General features: G+C 57.9%; 23 protein-coding genes. 10 read left to right on the forward strand and 13 right to left on the reverse strand.

All coding sequences use genetic code 11. From position 1 onward, the window contains the following. Positions 1-140 precede the first annotated feature (140 nt). The 6 genes from ihfB (at position 141) to H4P12_RS03925 (ending at position 4142) form a co-directional block, all read left to right on the forward strand. A complete protein-coding gene (gene ihfB, locus H4P12_RS03900; protein WP_187792260.1) occupies positions 141-425 on the forward strand; it encodes an integration host factor subunit beta in 285 nt (94 codons plus the stop codon). Positions 426-490: 65 nt separating this feature from the next. After that, positions 491-916: a LapA family protein gene (locus H4P12_RS03905; RefSeq protein ID WP_187792261.1), complete on the forward strand. Its 426-nt coding sequence runs from the start codon at positions 491-493 to the stop codon at positions 914-916. 4 nt (positions 917-920) lie between these two features. Next, the gene (locus tag H4P12_RS03910) at positions 921-1553 is read left to right on the forward strand and encodes a phosphoribosylanthranilate isomerase (protein WP_187792262.1); all 633 of its coding nucleotides are present in this window, start codon (positions 921-923) and stop codon (positions 1551-1553) included. Positions 1554-1557: 4 nt separating this feature from the next. Beyond that, the gene (locus H4P12_RS03915; RefSeq protein WP_187792263.1) at positions 1558-2010 is read left to right on the forward strand and encodes a GNAT family N-acetyltransferase; all 453 of its coding nucleotides are present in this window, start codon (positions 1558-1560) and stop codon (positions 2008-2010) included. A 42-nt stretch (positions 2011-2052) separates the two neighbouring features. After that, a complete protein-coding gene (gene trpB / locus H4P12_RS03920; protein ID WP_187792264.1) occupies positions 2053-3279 on the forward strand; it encodes a tryptophan synthase subunit beta in 1227 nt (408 codons plus the stop codon). Between the two features lie 104 nt (positions 3280-3383). Then, the gene (locus tag H4P12_RS03925) at positions 3384-4142 is read left to right on the forward strand and encodes a hypothetical protein (protein WP_187792265.1); all 759 of its coding nucleotides are present in this window, start codon (positions 3384-3386) and stop codon (positions 4140-4142) included. 52 nt (positions 4143-4194) lie between these two features. On the opposite strand, the gene H4P12_RS03930 is transcribed toward H4P12_RS03925, so the two are convergent. Genes H4P12_RS03930 through pth form a run of 4 tightly spaced genes read right to left on the reverse strand, consistent with a single transcriptional unit; the run spans position 4195 to position 6990 of the window. Then, on the reverse strand, positions 4195-4818 hold the full coding sequence (locus tag H4P12_RS03930) for a DUF4893 domain-containing protein (RefSeq protein WP_187792266.1): 624 nt from the start codon (positions 4816-4818) through the stop codon (positions 4195-4197). Beyond that, a complete protein-coding gene (locus H4P12_RS03935; RefSeq protein ID WP_187792267.1) occupies positions 4793-5170 on the reverse strand; it encodes a DUF2237 family protein in 378 nt (125 codons plus the stop codon). The genes H4P12_RS03930 and H4P12_RS03935 overlap by 26 nt, the downstream gene beginning before the upstream one ends. A gap of 36 nt (positions 5171-5206) precedes the next feature. Continuing rightward, on the reverse strand, positions 5207-6283 hold the full coding sequence (locus tag H4P12_RS03940; protein WP_187792268.1) for a DUF2332 domain-containing protein: 1077 nt from the start codon (positions 6281-6283) through the stop codon (positions 5207-5209). Next, positions 6280-6990 (reverse strand): aminoacyl-tRNA hydrolase, encoded by a 711-nt coding sequence (pth, locus tag H4P12_RS03945; protein ID WP_187792269.1) that lies wholly within the window; start codon positions 6988-6990, stop codon positions 6280-6282. The genes H4P12_RS03940 and pth overlap by 4 nt, the downstream gene beginning before the upstream one ends. Positions 6991-7155: 165 nt before the next feature. Here pth and H4P12_RS03950 point away from each other — a divergent pair, with 165 nt between their 5' ends. From H4P12_RS03950 to H4P12_RS03965, 4 genes are all read left to right on the forward strand, one after another. Beyond that, on the forward strand, positions 7156-7788 hold the full coding sequence (locus H4P12_RS03950; RefSeq protein ID WP_187792270.1) for an ATP-dependent Clp protease proteolytic subunit: 633 nt from the start codon (positions 7156-7158) through the stop codon (positions 7786-7788). A gap of 154 nt (positions 7789-7942) precedes the next feature. Beyond that, entirely contained in the window at positions 7943-9208 is a 1266-nt protein-coding gene (clpX, locus tag H4P12_RS03955) for an ATP-dependent Clp protease ATP-binding subunit ClpX (RefSeq protein WP_187792478.1), read from the forward strand. 171 nt (positions 9209-9379) lie between these two features. After that, positions 9380-9763 (forward strand): NADH:ubiquinone oxidoreductase subunit NDUFA12, encoded by a 384-nt coding sequence (locus tag H4P12_RS03960; protein ID WP_187792271.1) that lies wholly within the window; start codon positions 9380-9382, stop codon positions 9761-9763. 28 nt (positions 9764-9791) lie between these two features. Beyond that, the gene (locus H4P12_RS03965; RefSeq protein WP_246448834.1) at positions 9792-10151 is read left to right on the forward strand and encodes a DUF2155 domain-containing protein; all 360 of its coding nucleotides are present in this window, start codon (positions 9792-9794) and stop codon (positions 10149-10151) included. On the opposite strand, the gene aat is transcribed toward H4P12_RS03965, so the two are convergent. The 9 genes from aat to H4P12_RS04010 form a co-directional block, all read right to left on the reverse strand. Next, positions 10118-10753, reverse strand: coding sequence for a leucyl/phenylalanyl-tRNA--protein transferase (gene aat, locus H4P12_RS03970; protein ID WP_187792272.1), 636 nt, complete (start codon positions 10751-10753; stop codon positions 10118-10120). The two genes, H4P12_RS03965 and aat, sit on opposite strands and share 34 nt — an antisense overlap. After that, entirely contained in the window at positions 10750-12102 is a 1353-nt protein-coding gene (gene accC / locus H4P12_RS03975; protein WP_187792273.1) for an acetyl-CoA carboxylase biotin carboxylase subunit, read from the reverse strand. Before accC ends, aat begins: the two co-directional genes overlap by 4 nt. A gap of 7 nt (positions 12103-12109) precedes the next feature. Beyond that, positions 12110-12631 (reverse strand): acetyl-CoA carboxylase biotin carboxyl carrier protein, encoded by a 522-nt coding sequence (gene accB, locus H4P12_RS03980; protein ID WP_187792274.1) that lies wholly within the window; start codon positions 12629-12631, stop codon positions 12110-12112. A 127-nt stretch (positions 12632-12758) separates the two neighbouring features. Continuing rightward, positions 12759-13076: a phosphoribosyl-ATP diphosphatase gene (locus H4P12_RS03985; RefSeq protein WP_187792275.1), complete on the reverse strand. Its 318-nt coding sequence runs from the start codon at positions 13074-13076 to the stop codon at positions 12759-12761. Then, the gene (gene hisF / locus H4P12_RS03990; protein ID WP_187792276.1) at positions 13073-13834 is read right to left on the reverse strand and encodes an imidazole glycerol phosphate synthase subunit HisF; all 762 of its coding nucleotides are present in this window, start codon (positions 13832-13834) and stop codon (positions 13073-13075) included. Before hisF ends, H4P12_RS03985 begins: the two co-directional genes overlap by 4 nt. 76 nt (positions 13835-13910) lie before the next feature. Then, positions 13911-14741, reverse strand: a complete 831-nt coding sequence (locus tag H4P12_RS03995; RefSeq protein ID WP_187792277.1) for a metal ABC transporter permease — start codon at positions 14739-14741, stop codon at positions 13911-13913. After that, positions 14738-15601 (reverse strand): metal ABC transporter permease, encoded by an 864-nt coding sequence (locus H4P12_RS04000; protein WP_187792278.1) that lies wholly within the window; start codon positions 15599-15601, stop codon positions 14738-14740. The genes H4P12_RS03995 and H4P12_RS04000 overlap by 4 nt, the downstream gene beginning before the upstream one ends. Next, positions 15598-16515 carry a manganese/iron ABC transporter ATP-binding protein gene (locus tag H4P12_RS04005; RefSeq protein WP_187792279.1) on the reverse strand — a complete coding sequence of 306 codons (918 nt, stop codon included), beginning with the start codon at positions 16513-16515 and terminating at the stop codon, positions 15598-15600. The genes H4P12_RS04000 and H4P12_RS04005 overlap by 4 nt, the downstream gene beginning before the upstream one ends. A gap of 4 nt (positions 16516-16519) precedes the next feature. After that, on the reverse strand, positions 16520-17398 hold the full coding sequence (locus H4P12_RS04010; protein ID WP_246448913.1) for a metal ABC transporter substrate-binding protein: 879 nt from the start codon (positions 17396-17398) through the stop codon (positions 16520-16522). Positions 17399-17486: the final 88 nt, after the last annotated feature.

A 17486-nucleotide genomic window follows, 5' to 3' on the forward strand; every position in this document is an offset into this window, starting at 1 on the left:
CTCAAACTCAGATCTTGCGCGGCTGCGGTAAAACTGCAACGCTATGCAACTAATACAGTGCCCTGACGTTAACCAAGGGTAATGAACGACGCAACCGACGCAGCTCGTATCGACGCCGTTGCCGTATTGTTGGAGAAGCCATGATCCGCTCTGAATTGATCCAGAAAATTTCGGATGAAAATCCGCATCTGTTCCGCCGCGATGTGGAGCGTATCGTGACCACCGTATTTGAAGAGATTATCGATGCGATGGCGCGCGGCGACAGAGTTGAACTTCGAGGGTTTGGGGCGTTTTCTGTGAAGAAGCGCGATTCTCGCACGGGGCGGAACCCGCGAACTGGCGATTCGGTCGAGGTTGATGAAAAGCACGTGCCCTTCTTCAAAACGGGAAAGTTGCTGCGTGATCGGTTGAACGGCGAAGCCTGACCAGCTTACAAGGGCCTGAACCCGGCGGCCGTCATCCCGCCTTACAGAACTACCAAGGAATGCCGATGCGTCTTATCCGTTTGATATTCATTGTGCTGGTTGGACTCTTTTTGATCGCGCTGGCCTTGGCCAACCGTGAATTGGTGACACTTTCTGTATTTCCAGCGAATTTCGGGACCTTCCTTGGTGGGCAATGGACCATCACCCTACCGTTGTTTCTGGTCATTTTTGTGGCCTTCGCGCTTGGCATGATCTTTGGCCTTGTCGGGGAGTGGATGCGTGAATCGCATATCCGTCGGCAAGCACGAGAGGAGGCGAACAAGGCGGCGCTTCTGCAGACCGAGGTTGGCAGCTTGCGCAAGGAACACGCCGCCCCGCGCGATGAAGTTCTTGCGATTGTCGATCAGCCAAGGAAAACGCGATCACCCGAACCGATGCCGATTGCGTCGGCCGAACCCGCTCCGGGCACGACATTGCCCTTGCCCCGCTGACACCATGGCTCAGGTAAAGATTTGCGGTCTAAGCGATCCTGCCAGCATCGAGGCGGCAGTCAAGGCCGGTGCAACCTATCTGGGCTTTGTCTTTTTCCCCAAATCGCCGCGCGCGGTGACGCCTGAACAGGCTGCCGCATTGATGGCGGCCGTGCCCGTCGGCATCGCCAAGGTCGGCCTGTTCGTCAACCCAAGCGATGAGCAATTGACCACGACTTTGGCTGTGGCACCTTTGGACGTGATCCAGTTGCACGGGCAAGAAAGCGTGGATCGGGTTGCGCAGGTCAAGGAATTGACCGGGCTTCCGGTCATGAAAGCCATCGGCATCTCGGGGCCAGAGGATTTGCCAGCGCTGATAGATTATGGTCTGGTCGCGGATATGCTGTTGGTGGACGCGAAAGCGCCGAAGGACGCGATTTTGCCCGGTGGAAACGGCCTTGTCTTTGACTGGCGCTTGCTGGTCGGTCGCAAATGGCTGCGCCCATGGTTGCTGGCCGGTGGCCTGACCCCCAGCAACGTCGCCGAGGCAATTCGTCTGACCGGTGCGCGGGGCGTGGATGTTTCCTCTGGCGTCGAAAGCGAACCGGGCATCAAGGATGCGAACCTGATCCGCAGCTTTATCAGCGCGGCCAGCTGATCTTATGCCGGGACTGGTTGTTTTTCGATCCGGCACCCGCGACGACGTGGCAGAGGTCGTTGCGATGTTGGCCGATGATGTCTTGGGGCGTGACCGTGAACGCGGTGATTTGGACCTGTATCTGCGCGCCTTTGATCAGATGCTGACCGAAGGAGCCAATCACCTGATTGTTGGGGATCTGAATGGTATGGTCGTGGCTTGCTATCAGATCACCTTCATCTCGGGCTTATCCCTTGGCGGGATGCGCCGTGCGCAGATCGAAGGTGTGCGTGTCGCGACCGAAATGCGCGGTCAGAAACTGGGTGAAGCGCTGATTGCCGACGCCGAAGCGCGCGCCCGGAATGCCGGATGCAGTATCCTGCAATTCACCACCAGTAAATCGCGGCAAGACGCACATCGCTTCTACGACAGGCTGGGCTTCACCCCAAGCCATATCGGTTATAAGAAGGCGCTGTAGGGCCTTTGGCCATAATTCAAGATTCAGCAAAGGGCAGATTCCATGGCCGACGATCTGGTAAACAGCTATAAGACCGGACCAGATGATCAGGGTCGTTTCGGCATCTATGGCGGCCGCTTCGTCAGCGAAACACTCATGCCGCTGATCCTGGACCTCGAAGCCGAGTATGAGCGTGCCAAGACTGATCCCGAATTCTGGGCGCAGATGGATGATCTTTGGACCCATTACGTTGGCCGACCGTCGCCGCTGTATTACGCGGAACGCCTGACCGAGCGTCTGGGCGGTGCAAAAATCTATATGAAGCGTGACGAGTTGAACCATACCGGTGCGCATAAGATCAATAACGTCCTTGGCCAGATCTTGCTGGCGATGCGCATGGGCAAGACTCGGATCATCGCCGAAACCGGAGCAGGGCAGCACGGTGTTGCCACGGCGACAGTCTGCGCACGCTTTGGTTTGAAATGTGTCGTCTATATGGGCGCGACCGATGTGGAACGTCAGGCACCGAACGTATTTCGCATGCGTCTGCTGGGGGCCGAGGTTGTGCCAGTCACCAGCGGTCGCGGCACGTTGAAGGATGCGATGAACGATGCGTTGCGGGATTGGGTGACGAATGTCCGCGATACCTTCTATTGCATCGGCACGGTTGCTGGCCCGCACCCTTATCCTGCGATGGTGCGTGATTTTCAGTCGATCATCGGCAAAGAGGTCAAGGAACAGATCATGCCGCGTGAAGGCCGGCTGCCCGATACGCTGATTGCGGCGATTGGCGGCGGATCGAACGCGATGGGCCTGTTTTATCCGTTCCTTGATGACAAAGAGGTTCGGATTATCGGGGTTGAGGCGGGTGGCCACGGCGTAGATGACCGGATGGAACATTGCGCCAGCCTGTCGGGCGGTCGTCCCGGGGTTCTGCATGGCAACCGCACCTATCTGTTGCAGGATGCCGACGGCCAGATCCTTGAAGGCCATTCGATCAGCGCGGGTCTGGACTATCCGGGGATCGGCCCTGAACATGCATGGCTGAACGACATTGGGCGGGCCGAATATGTCAGCATCACCGACAAAGAAGCGCTTGCCGCGTTCCAGCTGTGCTGTCAGACTGAAGGGATCATTCCGGCGCTGGAGCCCAGCCACGCACTGGCCCATGTGATCAAGATCGCGCCAGATCTGCCCAAAGACCATCTTATCGTGATGAACATGTGCGGTCGGGGCGACAAGGATATTTTCACGGTGGCAAAACACCTTGGCGTCGATATTCAGACCTGATCCAGCTTGCGCCTGTAACGTCCCAATTTCGTTATAATGTTATCGGTATGGGAACCTGTTTCATGCATTCGGGGTTGCACCCCGAATGCGTGAAGGAGGTAATCATGCTGAAGAAAAGTCTTAACACTGCGTTGATCGGTGGGAAAGTTCTGGCGCTTGGTGCGCTGATGGGCACCACCGCCATCGCACAGACGACCATTGTGGTTGAGGAAAGCGATACCGTTGTTGAAACCCCCGCTGGCAATACCGCCGTGGTCCCGGGAACTGCGGCCACTCCGGGTGCGCCTGTAGGTGCCGTGGTCGAGGGCGAATACCGCTTGATCGAACAGATCGATAATGACCAGGCCGTAGCCGAAACACTGATCGCGCAAGGGTTCAGTGACGTGCACATCCTGCGTGAAGGCGCACTGATGACGGTTACAGCGCAACGCAACGGCGTTCCAACCGAACTGGTTTACAGCATCGCCAACGGCAGTCTTGTGTCGGTCGATGGTGTTGAATTGCGCGAAGAAGGTGACACCAGCAGCGAAAAAGATGCAAATGCGGCAGCTACCTCGACCGATGCTGCGGATGACGCGACTGATGACGGCACCGACGCGGGCGAAGATTCAGATACCGACGGCGCAACCGATGGGACCGATAGCGACGCTGACAGCGATGGTGATAGCACCGGAACCGATGGCACCGACGGATCTGATGGCTCCTCTGACGGCGATAGCGGCTCGGATGGGTCTGGTTCCGACAGCGGTTCGGACAGCGACGGCTCGGACGGCGGCTCAGACGGGTCTGACGGTGGTGATGGCGGCTCCGACGGCGGTGATGGCGGCTCCGACGGTGGTGATGGCGGCGAAAACAACGGCTGACCAACCCTTCCGAGATCTCAAAAGCCGGGCGCTGATTGCGCCCGGTTTTCTTCTACCGGGTCAGCAACAAGATGTTGAACTTCGATTCAAGAACGGGATAGGGAAACAGGATACGCGCGCGATTGGTGTTGATGACTTGCAGAATGCCAACCTCGGGAACGCGCTGCGGCAGGGATTGTGGGTCCACCGGGTCGGGCAGATCGGCATAGGCTGGTGGCTGCGGATCGTCATAGATGAATCCCGTTCCCAGATAAACCAACTGGTCGCCGTCGCGGTGAACCGCGCCTTTGGTCCGCTGTGACCCGGTCAGTTTTTCAAAACTTCCGTCGCTGCCTGCCGAGCACTTAAAGGGCTGATACACGACCGCCCCCAAATTGCCCCCCAATTTCATCATCTGACAGGACCACGTGCCCGGCAATTCCTGCAAGGCATCTTCCGATGGCATTGGCTGACCCAGCAATGCTGCGGCAACAGCGTTACGATCTGCCTCGGACGCGAACGCCATCATGTCCAGAAGCGCCGATCCTGCAGCAGCATCGAATTGCGCCAACCGCGCCACGTCATCCATTCGGATAGGCGTGCCGTCGCCCAGTTCCTGCGATTGCGCGGCGACGGGCAGGGCGCATGCCAACAGCAACGCCGCCGCCAGTTTAATCTTGGGGATTGACAACAGCATGGGTACGCAAAAGCTCCAACGGGATAATGTCCAGGGCACGGGCATGTGTCGCCTCCAGCACAACTTGCGGTGCCGCAAATTCCTGTGCCGCCTGCATGAAACGCCCTGCGCAAAGGCACCAGCGATCACCGGGTTTCAGGCCCGCAAATCGAAACTCCGGTCGAGGTGTGGAAAGATCATTGCCCAGATACTTGGACATTGCCAGAAATTCGGCGGTCACAACGACGCAGACCGTATGGCTGCCCTGATCCTCTGGCCCCGTGTCGCAGCAACCGTTTCGATAGAACCCGGTCAAGGGATTGCCCGAGCATGTCTGCAATTTGGTTCCGATCACATTCACGGATGGCTCCATGTTTCGATCCTCCTCGCCTCTATGAAAAGATTACAATCACTTCGGCGAATGACCAAGTGCCAAGAGGTTCACATCTTGTGGCGGTATTTCCTTGGGCTGCCACGTGATCCAGCGACCATGAAAATCCGCGCGACCCAAAATCCATGCACGTTCAGCGCCATCCCAAAGTCGCAAGGACAGACGAGCGCCGTCACCACCATCGGATTCCATCGAAAAATGGATCAACGGCGCACCGCGCGATGCAGCACGACCTGCGTTTTGCAATGCGGCCTCGCAGGTGGTCAGGGTGTCGCGCGGAAAATACTGCGCGGCTATCGTATGAAAGACGAAGGTTGTTTGGCCCAAGGTGGCATGATCCAGTTGCGCCTTAAGCCACGCACCAGCATCCCCCTGATCCACAGTGGTCGGGTGTTGCTGCGCAAGTGTCAGCGCCGCGTCCAATCGCGCCAACCGATCTTTCTGATCTGGCCAGCAATAACTGCGCAAACGAAGCGCGTGCGTCACGGGGTTCAGCGGATTCAGGTCGATACCACGGGCCGTGGCGACTGACAGATCGGCCAGGGGGATTTCCCCCGACCACTTTGGTCGCAGAATAACGCCGTCATGTTCTTCTGGATATTTGTTGTCTATATCGATGTCACATCTATGAAAATTCAGGTTCAAACCGGCCGAAGACCCAAGTTCCAGCGCACGCATGGGCAGCGTCGTGAATTGCTGAATAAATCGGGCAGCGGCAATGATTGCGGCAGACCTGGCAACCTCGTTGGTTTGCGGCGGGCTTTGCAGCCATTCATGAAGAAAGCAACGATGCCGCTGAATCGCGTCGATCAACAAGGCGGGTCCGATCTCGCGATTGGTGTAAGCCCGCACCAGATCTGGCGAAAGCCCCGTCAGAACCAGCGCGTGTAATCCACCGCACAGACGCAACGGCACCGAGTCGGCCTTTCCCGAGGGATCGCCCCGCCAGCCCAGAACCTGTTCGGCAACCGGGCCTTGATCTGGCTGTAAAACCCTGGCCAGCATATCGCATATCCCGGCGGTAAAGTCCGATCCCAGCATACGGCAGGCGGTGGCCTGATCGCGGAAAGCACGACGGACTGCGGCCTCGGTCATTTGAAGCGCTGCGTCAGGCTTCGCAGTTTGTCGGCGAAGCTTTGCGGAGTATCTTCGGGGGCTGCTTCGGATGGTTTTGGGGCCGGTTTGACCTCTGGGGATAAACGCTTGCCCTGTGGCTCGGTGCCTGTGTTGCGGGGCGGAACGGTCCGCGCGGCGACCGCATTCTGGAACCGACCGCCATCGCCTGAGGCCAGATAGGCCGCGCCATCGGAAACGCCGCGCATCAGATCGTCAAGCCAGTCCTGATCCGCCTTGGCAAAGTCAGACAGCACGTAACCCGCAACGCGATCCTTATGGCCCGGATGCCCGATGCCCAACCGCACCCGTTCGTAATCGGCACCGATGTGCTGATGGATCGAACGCAGACCATTATGTCCAGCATGACCGCCCCCGGTTTTGACACGGCACTTGCCGGGCGCCAGATCCAGTTCGTCATGCAGCACGATAACATCCGCCGGGGTCAACTTAAGATAGCGCATGGCTTCGCCCACTGATTGCCCAGACAGGTTCATGAAAGTCGAAGGTTTCAGCAGCATCACCCGTTCAGTGCCCAGACGCCCTTCGGATGACAGTCCCTGAAAACGCGTTTTCCACGGTGTGAAACCGTGATCGGCGGCAATGCGATCCAGCGCCATAAACCCGATATTATGGCGATTGGCGGCATATTTCGCGCCCGGATTACCCAAGCCGACGATCAGTTTCATCTGCGCACCCTTTCTTAAATTCCGACCTGCGAGCGGCGATTTGCACCGCATCCCTTGCGGTGGACCTTGCCCGTTACTAAGACTCTGTCAACCTTTCGCGAATATCAGTTGGGATCAATGCCCGGTCGAATCGCGGGGACAGGGAATAACAGGCAAGGACTGAAGATGAGCGATCCGGCAGAATTTTATATGAATACCCTCGTTCCCATGGTGGTTGAGCAAACCTCTCGCGGGGAACGCGCCTATGACATTTTCTCACGCCTTCTGAAAGAACGGATCATCTTTGTATCGGGTCCGGTCCATGATGGCATGTCGACGCTGATTTCAGCGCAACTGCTGTTTCTCGAGGCAGAAAACCCCTCGAAAGACATCAGCATGTATATCAACAGCCCCGGGGGTGTCGTGACATCGGGCCTGTCGATCTATGACACGATGCAATATATCCGTCCGCGCGTCTCTACGCTGGTGGTGGGGCAGGCATCGTCGATGGGATCACTGCTGCTGGCCGCAGGTGAAAAGGGTCTGCGGTATTCGCTGCCCAATAGCCGGATCATGGTTCACCAGCCCTCGGGCGGCTTCCGCGGCACGGCCAGCGATCTTCTGATTCAAGCGCGTGAAACGGAAAGCCTGAAGCGCCGCCTGAATGATATCTATGTTCGCCACACCGGGCGCACGCTGGAGGAAGTTGAAGCGGCCCTGGACCGTGACAGCTATATGTCGCCGGAAGAGGCGAAAAACTGGGGCCTGATCGACGAGGTTCTTGAACCTCGCGGCAAAGCCGAGCCGGAAAAGAAATAGGTTCGTTAGGGATTGTGACGGCTGGCCGTCGTCCTTAACATAGCAGAAACGGCTGCGGTGGCATTACGCACCGCAGCAGATGACAAAGCGGCACTGGCTTGGCCAGTCCGCCTGTTCGACCTTGATGGCGGGCAGCAACGAAGGAATTGGACGTATGGCGAACCAGTCCGGCGGCGACAGCAAAAATACGCTCTATTGCAGCTTTTGCGGCAAGAGCCAGCATGAGGTGCGCAAACTGATTGCAGGCCCGACCGTTTTCATCTGCGATGAATGCGTCGAGCTGTGCATGGATATCATCCGCGAGGAAACGAAATCGTCCGGTCTGAAATCCGGCGATGGTGTTCCAACGCCGAAGGAAATCTGCGGCGTGCTGGATGATTATGTGATCGGGCAGGAACATGCCAAGCGTGTTCTGTCTGTCGCAGTCCATAACCATTACAAGCGTCTGAACCACGGCTCGAAATCGGATATCGAGCTGGCGAAGTCGAACATCCTGCTGATTGGCCCGACTGGCTGCGGTAAAACGTTGTTGGCCCAGACACTGGCCCGGATTCTGGATGTTCCCTTCACCATGGCTGACGCAACCACGCTGACCGAGGCTGGTTATGTCGGTGAGGACGTAGAGAACATCATCCTGAAGCTGTTGCAGGCATCTGAATACAACGTCGAACGCGCACAGCGCGGCATCGTCTATATTGATGAGGTCGACAAGATCACGCGCAAATCGGACAATCCCTCGATCACCCGCGACGTGTCGGGCGAGGGGGTTCAGCAAGCATTGCTGAAAATCATGGAAGGCACTGTGGCCAGCGTTCCGCCGCAGGGCGGTCGTAAGCATCCCCAGCAGGAATTCCTGCAGGTAGACACGACGAACATTCTTTTCGTTTGTGGCGGTGCTTTTGCCGGATTGGATCGGATCATCGCGCAGCGCAACAAGGGCACGGCGATGGGCTTTGGCGCGACGGTCAAGGAAAATGACGATCGTGGCGTAGGCGAGTTGTTCAAGGAATTGGAACCGGAAGATCTGCTGAAATTCGGCCTGATCCCTGAATTCGTCGGCCGTCTGCCGGTGATTGCCACGCTGACCGACCTGGATGAAGAGGCCCTGATCATCATTTTGACCAAACCGAAGAATGCCTTGGTGAAACAGTATCAGCGACTGTTCGATCTGGAAGGCGTTCAGCTGACCTTCACCGAAGACGCGCTAAGCGCCATCGCCAAGCGCGCGATCCAGCGCAAGACCGGTGCACGCGGGTTGCGCTCGATCATGGAGGATATCCTTCTGGATACCATGTTCGACCTGCCGGGCATGGACAGTGTCAAGGAAGTGGTTGTGAACGAAGACGCCGTTACCAATGCAGCGGTGAAACCATTGTTGATCCATTCGGATGAGAAAAAGGAAAGCGCCTCGGCCAGCTGATATTTTCAGCTTCGACACTTTCCCGGCCGCCGGTAGGTCCTGACCGGCGGCCATTTTCATGGCTTGCATTCGCTTGCCGCGCCGATTTGAACATGCGCTGATCGCGAAGTCTGGACCTTGCGTCCGGATTACTGCATATCCAAGATAGCACGTCCTCAGGAGGTCTTATCCATGTCTGCCAAATCCCTCTTCCTCCGCTTTTTCACCTGGTGGAACAGTGAGACCTGGAACACGCAGTTCTGGACCTGGCGGCACGGCCAAAAGGTCGGCGAGGACGAACAGGGGAATATCTTCTACCAGACCAAGGACGGCAAACGCCGTTGGGTAATTTACAACGGCGAGTCCGAAGCAAGCCGGATCACGCCGGAATGGCATGGCTGGTTGCATCATACCTGGGCCGAACCGCCGACCAAGGCTCCGTTGCAACATCGGCCGTGGGAAAAACCGCATTTGCCGAACCTGACCGGCACGGTCGAGGCCTATCACCCAACCGGCTCGCTTTATCGTGCGGAACCCGCTGCGCGTCGCGATTATGATGCATGGCAGCCTGAATAAGCTTGCATACAGGATTCGAGGTGACGCGATGATGCGTCTTTTGACCGCCATCACATTGATTTTCGGCTTGGCTTTGCCTGCGGCTGCGCAACAGGTCGCCCGCGCGGATGGTGCATTGCTGCGGGGTTTGGACAAAGTTTCCGGGCGTACAACCGATATCAATCTGGCCGTCGGCGAATCCGCGGCTTATGGCCGGTTGGAAGTCAGTCTGGGTGAATGCCGCTATCCGGCGGGCGACCCCAGTTCAGATGCCTATGCACAATTGACGATCAAGGACGTGACGCAGAATACGACCGTTTTTGCGGGGTGGATGATTGCGTCTTCGCCCGCCTTGTCAGCCCTTGATGATGCGCGCTACGACGTTTGGGTCATTTCCTGCCAAAGCTGATCCGCATCAGGCAGCGGCTTTGCGGTGAAATCTGCGTTGATCTGTAACGCCTGTTTCAGCTGCGCCTTATAGATCCCGCGTGAAATTTCGATCCCGCCCATATTTTTCAGATGAGGGGTCAGAAACTGCGTATCGAACAAAGTGAATCCACAGCGGGCCAGATGGCTGGACGTCCAGAGCAGTGCCATTTTTGATCCATTGGTCTGCCCCGACACCATGGATTCACCAAAAAAGGCACCGCCCAGCGTTACCCCGAAAATGCCGCCGGCAAACTGCCCGCCCTTCTGAATTTCAATGGAATGGGCGTAACCGGCCTGATGAAGCGCATGATAAATTGCAAATAGCGGTCCGTTGATCCAGGTTGCTTCGCGGTTCGAACAGGCGCTTACAACGGCATCGAAATCACGATTCAGATGGGCGGACCATTCACCGCGTCGCAGATCGCGCCGTAAGGAACGCGAGGCATGGACCCGTCCGACGGGGATAATCCCCCTTTGCGCGGGATCGAACCAATGCAGTTGCGGATCATCCGCGCTTTCGGCCATGGGAAAGACGCCCTGCGCATAGGCGTTCAGCAACAGCGCGGGCGTCAATTGGGTCACAGATCCGCTTTTTGCCTTTCCAGCCAGCGTTCCAGCCAATGGATCGAGTAATTGCCGGACTGGATATCAGGCTCTTGCAGAAGTGCCTGGAACAAGGGGATGGTGGTATCCACGCCGTCGATGATCAATTCGCCCAAGGCGCGGTTCAGACGCGCCAGCGCCTCGGGGCGATCACGGCCATGAACGATCAGCTTGCCGATCAAACTGTCGTAATAGGGCGGGATCGAGTAGCCATCATACAGCGCCGAATCGATCCGAACACCCAGACCCCCCGGGGCGTGGAACTGGGTGATCCGGCCCGGAGACGGGCTGAAATTCGGCAGCTTTTCGGCATTGATGCGAACTTCGATGGCGTGACCGTTGATCTTCAGCTTGTCTTGATCCAACTCCATCGGCTCGCCTGCGGCGACACGGATTTGTTCGCGAACCAGATCGACGCCATAGATGGCCTCGGTCACGGGATGTTCGACCTGAAGGCGGGTGTTCATTTCGATGAAATAGAATTCACCATCTTCATAAAGAAATTCGATGGTGCCAGCGCCAGCATATTGGATTTTTGCAATCGCATCGGCGCAGACCTTGCCGATCCGGGCACGCTCTTCCGGCGTGATGACCGGACCGGGGGCTTCTTCCAGCACTTTCTGGTGGCGGCGCTGCAACGAACAATCGCGTTCCCCCAAATGGACGGCGTTGCCCTTGCCATCACCAAATACCTGGATTTCGATGTGGCGCGGCTTCTGGAGGTATTTCTCGATATAGACATCTGGATTGCCAAAAGCGGCTTTCGCCTCGCTTCGTGCGGTGCGGAAGGCGACTTCAAGACCTTTTTCATCTTGCGCGACCTTCATGCCGCGACCGCCACCGCCAGCCGTTGCCTTGATGATGACCGGATAACCGATCTGGGCGGCAACCTTTTTCGCATCATCGACATCATCAACGCCGCCATCGCTGCCGGGAACGACCGGGATACCAAGCGCCTTGGCCGTATCCTTGGCAGTGATTTTATCACCCATGATGCGGATATGTTCGGCCTTGGGGCCAATGAAGGTGATGTCGTGATCTTCCAGCATCTGAACGAAATTGGCGTTCTCGGACAGGAAGCCATAGCCGGGATGCACGGCCTGCGCTCCGGTGATTTCGCACGCGGCAATGATCGCCGCCGGGTTCAGATAGCTCTCTGTGGATGAATTGGGGCCGATACAGACCGATTCATCAGCCATGCGCACATGCATCGCATCAGTATCGGCAACCGAATGAACAGCAACGGTCTGAATGCCCATCTCGCGGCAGGCGCGGATCACACGCAGGGCAATTTCGCCCCGGTTGGCGATCAGGATTTTATCAAACATGACCGCCTCACTCGACGATCATCAGCGGCGAGCCAAATTCGACCGGGGTGCCGTCATCAATCAGGATGCGCTTTACGGTGCCTGCGCGCGGGGCAGGGATGTGGTTCATGGTCTTCATGGCTTCGACGATCATCAGCGTATCGCCTTCGGCCACGGTCTGGCCAATCTGCACGAAGGGCGCGGCACCGGGTTCAGCCGCCAGATAGGCCGTCCCGACCATGGGCGAGGTGACGGCACCTGGCAAGGTTGCCGGATCTTCCGATGCGGCGGCTGCAGGGGTGGCCGCCGCAGTCGCTGCTACAGACGCTGCAACGGGCGCTGCTGCAGTCGGCGCGACATAGGCCGGTGGGGCGGCATAGGTGACTTGTTTCCCCTGCTTCGACAGGCTGACCGTCAGGCGATCATGTTCGCCATATTCACGTTTGACCGAAATATCAGCCAGATTGCTGGCGTTCAAAAGCTCGGCCAGCGACTGAATAAAGGCCACGTCGCCATCATGATGTTTGTCGTGTTTGGGGTCGTTGCTCATGCCGTCCTCTGCCATGTGTTGTTCGCGCCTTCTGCCGAAGCAGCAGCGTTTGCTTGCTTATAGCCTTGTATGCTGTCCAAGGGGAAGGGATTCGCGCAAATGCACCGTTTCAAGGGGTTCGATGTCGTCACGCGGGGCGGTTCGCCCTTTCCGCGATCCCGGATACGCCCTCGCGCCGCGTCAGTTCCGCCTCGACTTCGGTCAGGGTGACGCCGCGCGACGTGAGCATGACCAGCAGATGAAAGATCACGTCTGCCGCCTCGGATGTCAGCCGATCGCGGTCGCCCTTCACCGCCTCGATAATGGCTTCCACCGCTTCTTCGCCAAATTTTTCGGCGCATTTTTCCGGGCCTTTTGCCAGCAGCTTGGCGGTCCAACTGGAATCTGGATCGGCGGTTTTGCGCGCCTCGATGGTGGTGGCAAGGCGTTGGATGGCGGTGGTCATGTCAACCTCATCGGGATTCCTGCAGCGGCCATGTGGGCCTTGGCTTCGGCAATGGTGAAGGTGCCGAAGTGAAAGATCGACGCGGCCAGAACGGCCGAGGCATGGCCTTCGGTCACACCCTCCACAAAGTGATCCAGCGTTCCGACGCCTCCCGACGCGATAACGGGGATGTTTACCGCATCAGCAATCGCGCGGGTCAATGGGATGTTGAAGCCAGCCCGCGTGCCATCGCGGTCCATCGAGGTCAGCAGGATTTCGCCCGCGCCCCTGGCTGCGACCGTGCGGGCAAACTCGACCGCGTCGATGCCGGTCGGTTGGCGCCCACCATGCGTGAATATTTGCCACTCCCCCGGAGCCACAGTTTTCGCATCTATCGCCACGACGATGCACTGGCTGCCAAACCGATCTGCCGCTTCGGCCACCACATCGGGATTGGCCACAGCGGCGGAATTGAAGCTGACCTTGTCAGCGCCAGCCAGCAACAGATTGCGCACGTCATGGTGACTGCGCACGCCACCACCAACGGTCAGGGGCACGAAGCATTGTTCCGCCGTCCGCGTCACCAGATCGAACATCGTGCCACGGTTTTCATGGGTCGCGTGAATGTCGAGGAAACAGATTTCGTCTGCCCCCGCTGCGTCATAGGCCCGGGCCGCCTGAACCGGATCGCCGGCATCGACCAGATCGACAAAATTGACGCCCTTGACGACGCGGCCATCAGCCACATCCAGACAGGGAATGATGCGGGTTTTCAGCATCGGATCGCCTTTCCTTGGCCCTTGGGCCGCTTGCTTGCCTGTTACCTAAGCATAAATCGCCGCGCCGACCAGAGGGTCAGGCCTGCGTCGCCTTGCGCGCCTGCACGCTGCGCCAGATGAATGCCACGATAAAGATCAGCGTCAGCACCAGAATGACGGTCGGGGCAGGGGCGCTGTCCAGAAAGAAGCTGAGATAGGTTCCGGTCAGCATCGCTATCGTGCAGACCGCGACCGCGACGACCAGCATCCGTCCAAAGCTGCGCACCAGCAGAAAGGCAATTGCGCCCGGTGCGATCAGCAGGCCGACGGCAAGGATCAGCCCCGTCGCGGTCAGCGTCGCGACAATGGTCAGCGACAGGATCATCAGCAGGCCGTAATGCAGCAGGCCAACCCGCAAGCCGGACGCCCGCGCCTGAATGGGATCAAAGGCGAACAGCATCAGGTCTTTCCAGAAGATCAGCAACAGTGCCGACACCGCGACCGAGATGATCCCTGCCGTCAACAGATCCTGAAGTCCGACCCCCAGCATATTGCCGAACAGGATATGATCCAGATCCACGCCCGAGTTGATCGAGGTATAAAGCACGATCCCCAACCCGAACATTCCCGAAAAGACCACGCCCATCACCGTATCCTGCTTGATCCGGCTGTTTTCCGACAGAAAGCCCGTGGCAAGCGCGGTGAACATGCCCGCAAGAAAGGCCCCGATGACCAGCGGGAAGTTCAGGATATAGGCCAGAACGACGCCGGGCAGAACCGCATGGCTGACCGCATCGCCCATCAGTGCCCAGCCTTTCAGGACCAGAAAACAAGACAGCAGGGCCGTCGGCACTGCAACGATCACCCCGATCAGAAAGGCGTTCTGCATGAAGGGAAACTGGAACGGCATCAGCAGGGTCTCGATCATTCAGCCGCTCCTTCCCGCAAGGCTGCGGCGGCTTTTGCCCGCGCCGCCAGAAGTCCGTGTTTGGGCGCAAAGATGAATACCAGAACGAAAATCAATGTTTGCAGACAGACGATGATCCCGCCCGTCGCACCATCCAGGAAATAACTGAGATAGGCACCGACAAAACTGGTCAGCGTGCCGATCAGAACCGACATCACGATCAGGCGCGGAAAGCGGTCGCACAACAGATAGGCCGTGGCGCCCGGTGTGACGACCATGGCTATGACCAGAAAAGCGCCCACCGTCTGCATCGCCGCAACGACGCAGGCTGACAGCAGGACGAAAAACATGCCCTTCAAAAGTCGTGGACGCAAGCCGATGGTGCGGGCGTGGTTTTCGTCGAAAAACACGACCATCAGGTCTTTCCATTTCAGCAGCAGAACCGCCAATGACACGAAACCGATGATTGCCAGTTGCAGCGTATCTTCGGGCGTGATGGCAAGAATGTTGCCCATGACGATGCTTTGGATCGACACCGACACCGGATTGATCGAGATCATGAACAGGCCAAGACCAAAGAATGCCGTGAAGATCAGGCCTATCACCACATCGACCTTTAGCCCCGACCGATCCGACAGAAAAAGCATCGCAGCCGCTGCCAGTCCACCTGACAGGAACGCACCAAGCGCAAAGGGTAACCCCAGCATATAGGCGCCCGCCACACCCGGCACGACCGAATGGGACAGTGCGTCACCAATCAGCGACCAGCCGCGCAGCATCAGATATGCCGACAGAAAGGCACAGACCCCGCCGACAAGGGCCGACACCCACATTGCGTTGGTCATGTAGCCATAGGTGAATGGCTCCAGCAGCAGGTTCATTTCATATGATCTCGCGCCGCGCGACTGTGTTCTGCGCTGTCCAGCACATGCGTTCTGTCGCCATATTGAACCAGCGGCCGTTCGTCGTCGCTGATGATCGAGATGCGCCGCGGATCGTCGTCGTCATGCAGCGCCTGACCGCCCAACGTGAAGTGACGCAAGACCCCGCCAAAGGTCTTTTCCAGGTTGGCGCGGGTAAAGGTTGTCTCGGTCGGGCCATAGGCCAGCACGGTTCCCTTGACCAGCACCACGCGGTCGCAAAATTCCGGAACCGAGCCAAGGTTATGGGTCGAAACCAACATCACCCGACCTTCGTCGCGCAATTCGCCCAAAAGGTGTATAATCTGTTCTTCGGTTTTGACATCGACGCCGGTGAACGGTTCGTCCAGCAGGATGACCTGACCATCCTGCGCCAAAGCACGGGCCAGAAAGACGCGCTTTTTCTGACCGCCTGACAACTCTCCGATCTGGCGGTGGCGGTAATCCTGCATGTTCACACGGCGCAAGGCAGCATCGACGGCGTCGTGATCCGCTTCGGATGGACGGCGCAGCAAGCCCATTTTGCCATAACGCCCCATCATCACGACATCTTCGACCAAGACGGGAAAGGACCAGTCGACTTCTTCGGCTTGCGGCACATAGGCAACAAGATTGCGCTTCAAAGCCTCGTCGACGGTCAGGCCCAGCAGGCGGATATTGCCCTTGGCCGATGGAATGAACCCCATGATCGCCTTGAACAGCGTCGATTTGCCAGAACCATTGACACCGACCAAAGCGGTCACCGTGCCGCGCGGAATTTCAAAACTGGCGTGGCGCAATGCGGTGTGGCCATTGCGATAGGTGACGGTGACATCATCTGCCATGATGCCGCCGCCCGGATCGTTTGTATCGACTGTCTGTGCCTGACGTGTCATCATCTTATTCCACCCGTTTCAAGCCATTCTGCAAGCCATCCGCAAGCGTTTGCGAGGTAAGTTTCAGCAGGTCCAGATAGGTGGGCACGGGGCCGTCGGGTTCGGACAGGCTGTCGACATACAGCACGCCCCCATAATGCGCCCCGGTTTCCCGCGCGACCTGTTCGGCCGGGCCCGTATTCACCGTGCTTTCGCAGAATACCGCAGGGATCTCGTGCTGCTTGATCCCGTCGATCACCTCGCGGATCTGACGCGGCGTGCCCATCTGATCTGCGTTGATCGGCCATAGATAAAGCTCTTTCATCGCGAAATCGCGGGCCAGGTAGCTGAAAGCCCCTTCGCAGGAAACCAGCCAGCGTTTCTCTGCAGGGACTTGTTCAATCTGTTGGCGCAGTGGTTCGATGGTGGCTTGCAGCTGTTCCTTATAGGCCGCGGCATTGGACGCATAGGTCTGCGCGTTCGTCGGATCCGCGGCGGCTAGCGCTTTTTCAATATTGTCGACATAGATCAAAGCGTTTTCCAGACCCATCCATGCATGAGGATTGGGCTTGCCGTCATAATCCCCGCCCGCAATCGCAATAGGCGTGATCCCGTCACTTACGGTGACTTCCGGAATGTTGCGCAGATTGGCCAGAAACTGTTCGAACCATCGTTCCAGATTAAGCCCGTTCCACAGGATCAGATCAGCGCCCTGGGCACGCACCAGATCTTGCGGGGTTGGTTCATAGCCATGGATTTCCGCGCCCGGTTTGGTGATCGACACAACCTCGGCCGCGTCGCCCGCGACGTTTTGCGTCATATCCGCCAAGACAGTGAAGGTGGTGACAACCTTCAGCTTATCCTGAGCCTGAGCCGTTCCAGCAGTCAGCATGGTGATCGCCATCACGTTTATCAGCGTGGTCTTTCTTCGTCGCATTTTTTCCGTCGCATCTGTGTTGTTCGGATCAGTAAATGCGAACGATTCTCATAAA

Source organism: Paracoccus amoyensis (assembly GCF_014490725.1).
GTDB lineage: Bacteria > Pseudomonadota > Alphaproteobacteria > Rhodobacterales > Rhodobacteraceae > Paracoccus > Paracoccus amoyensis.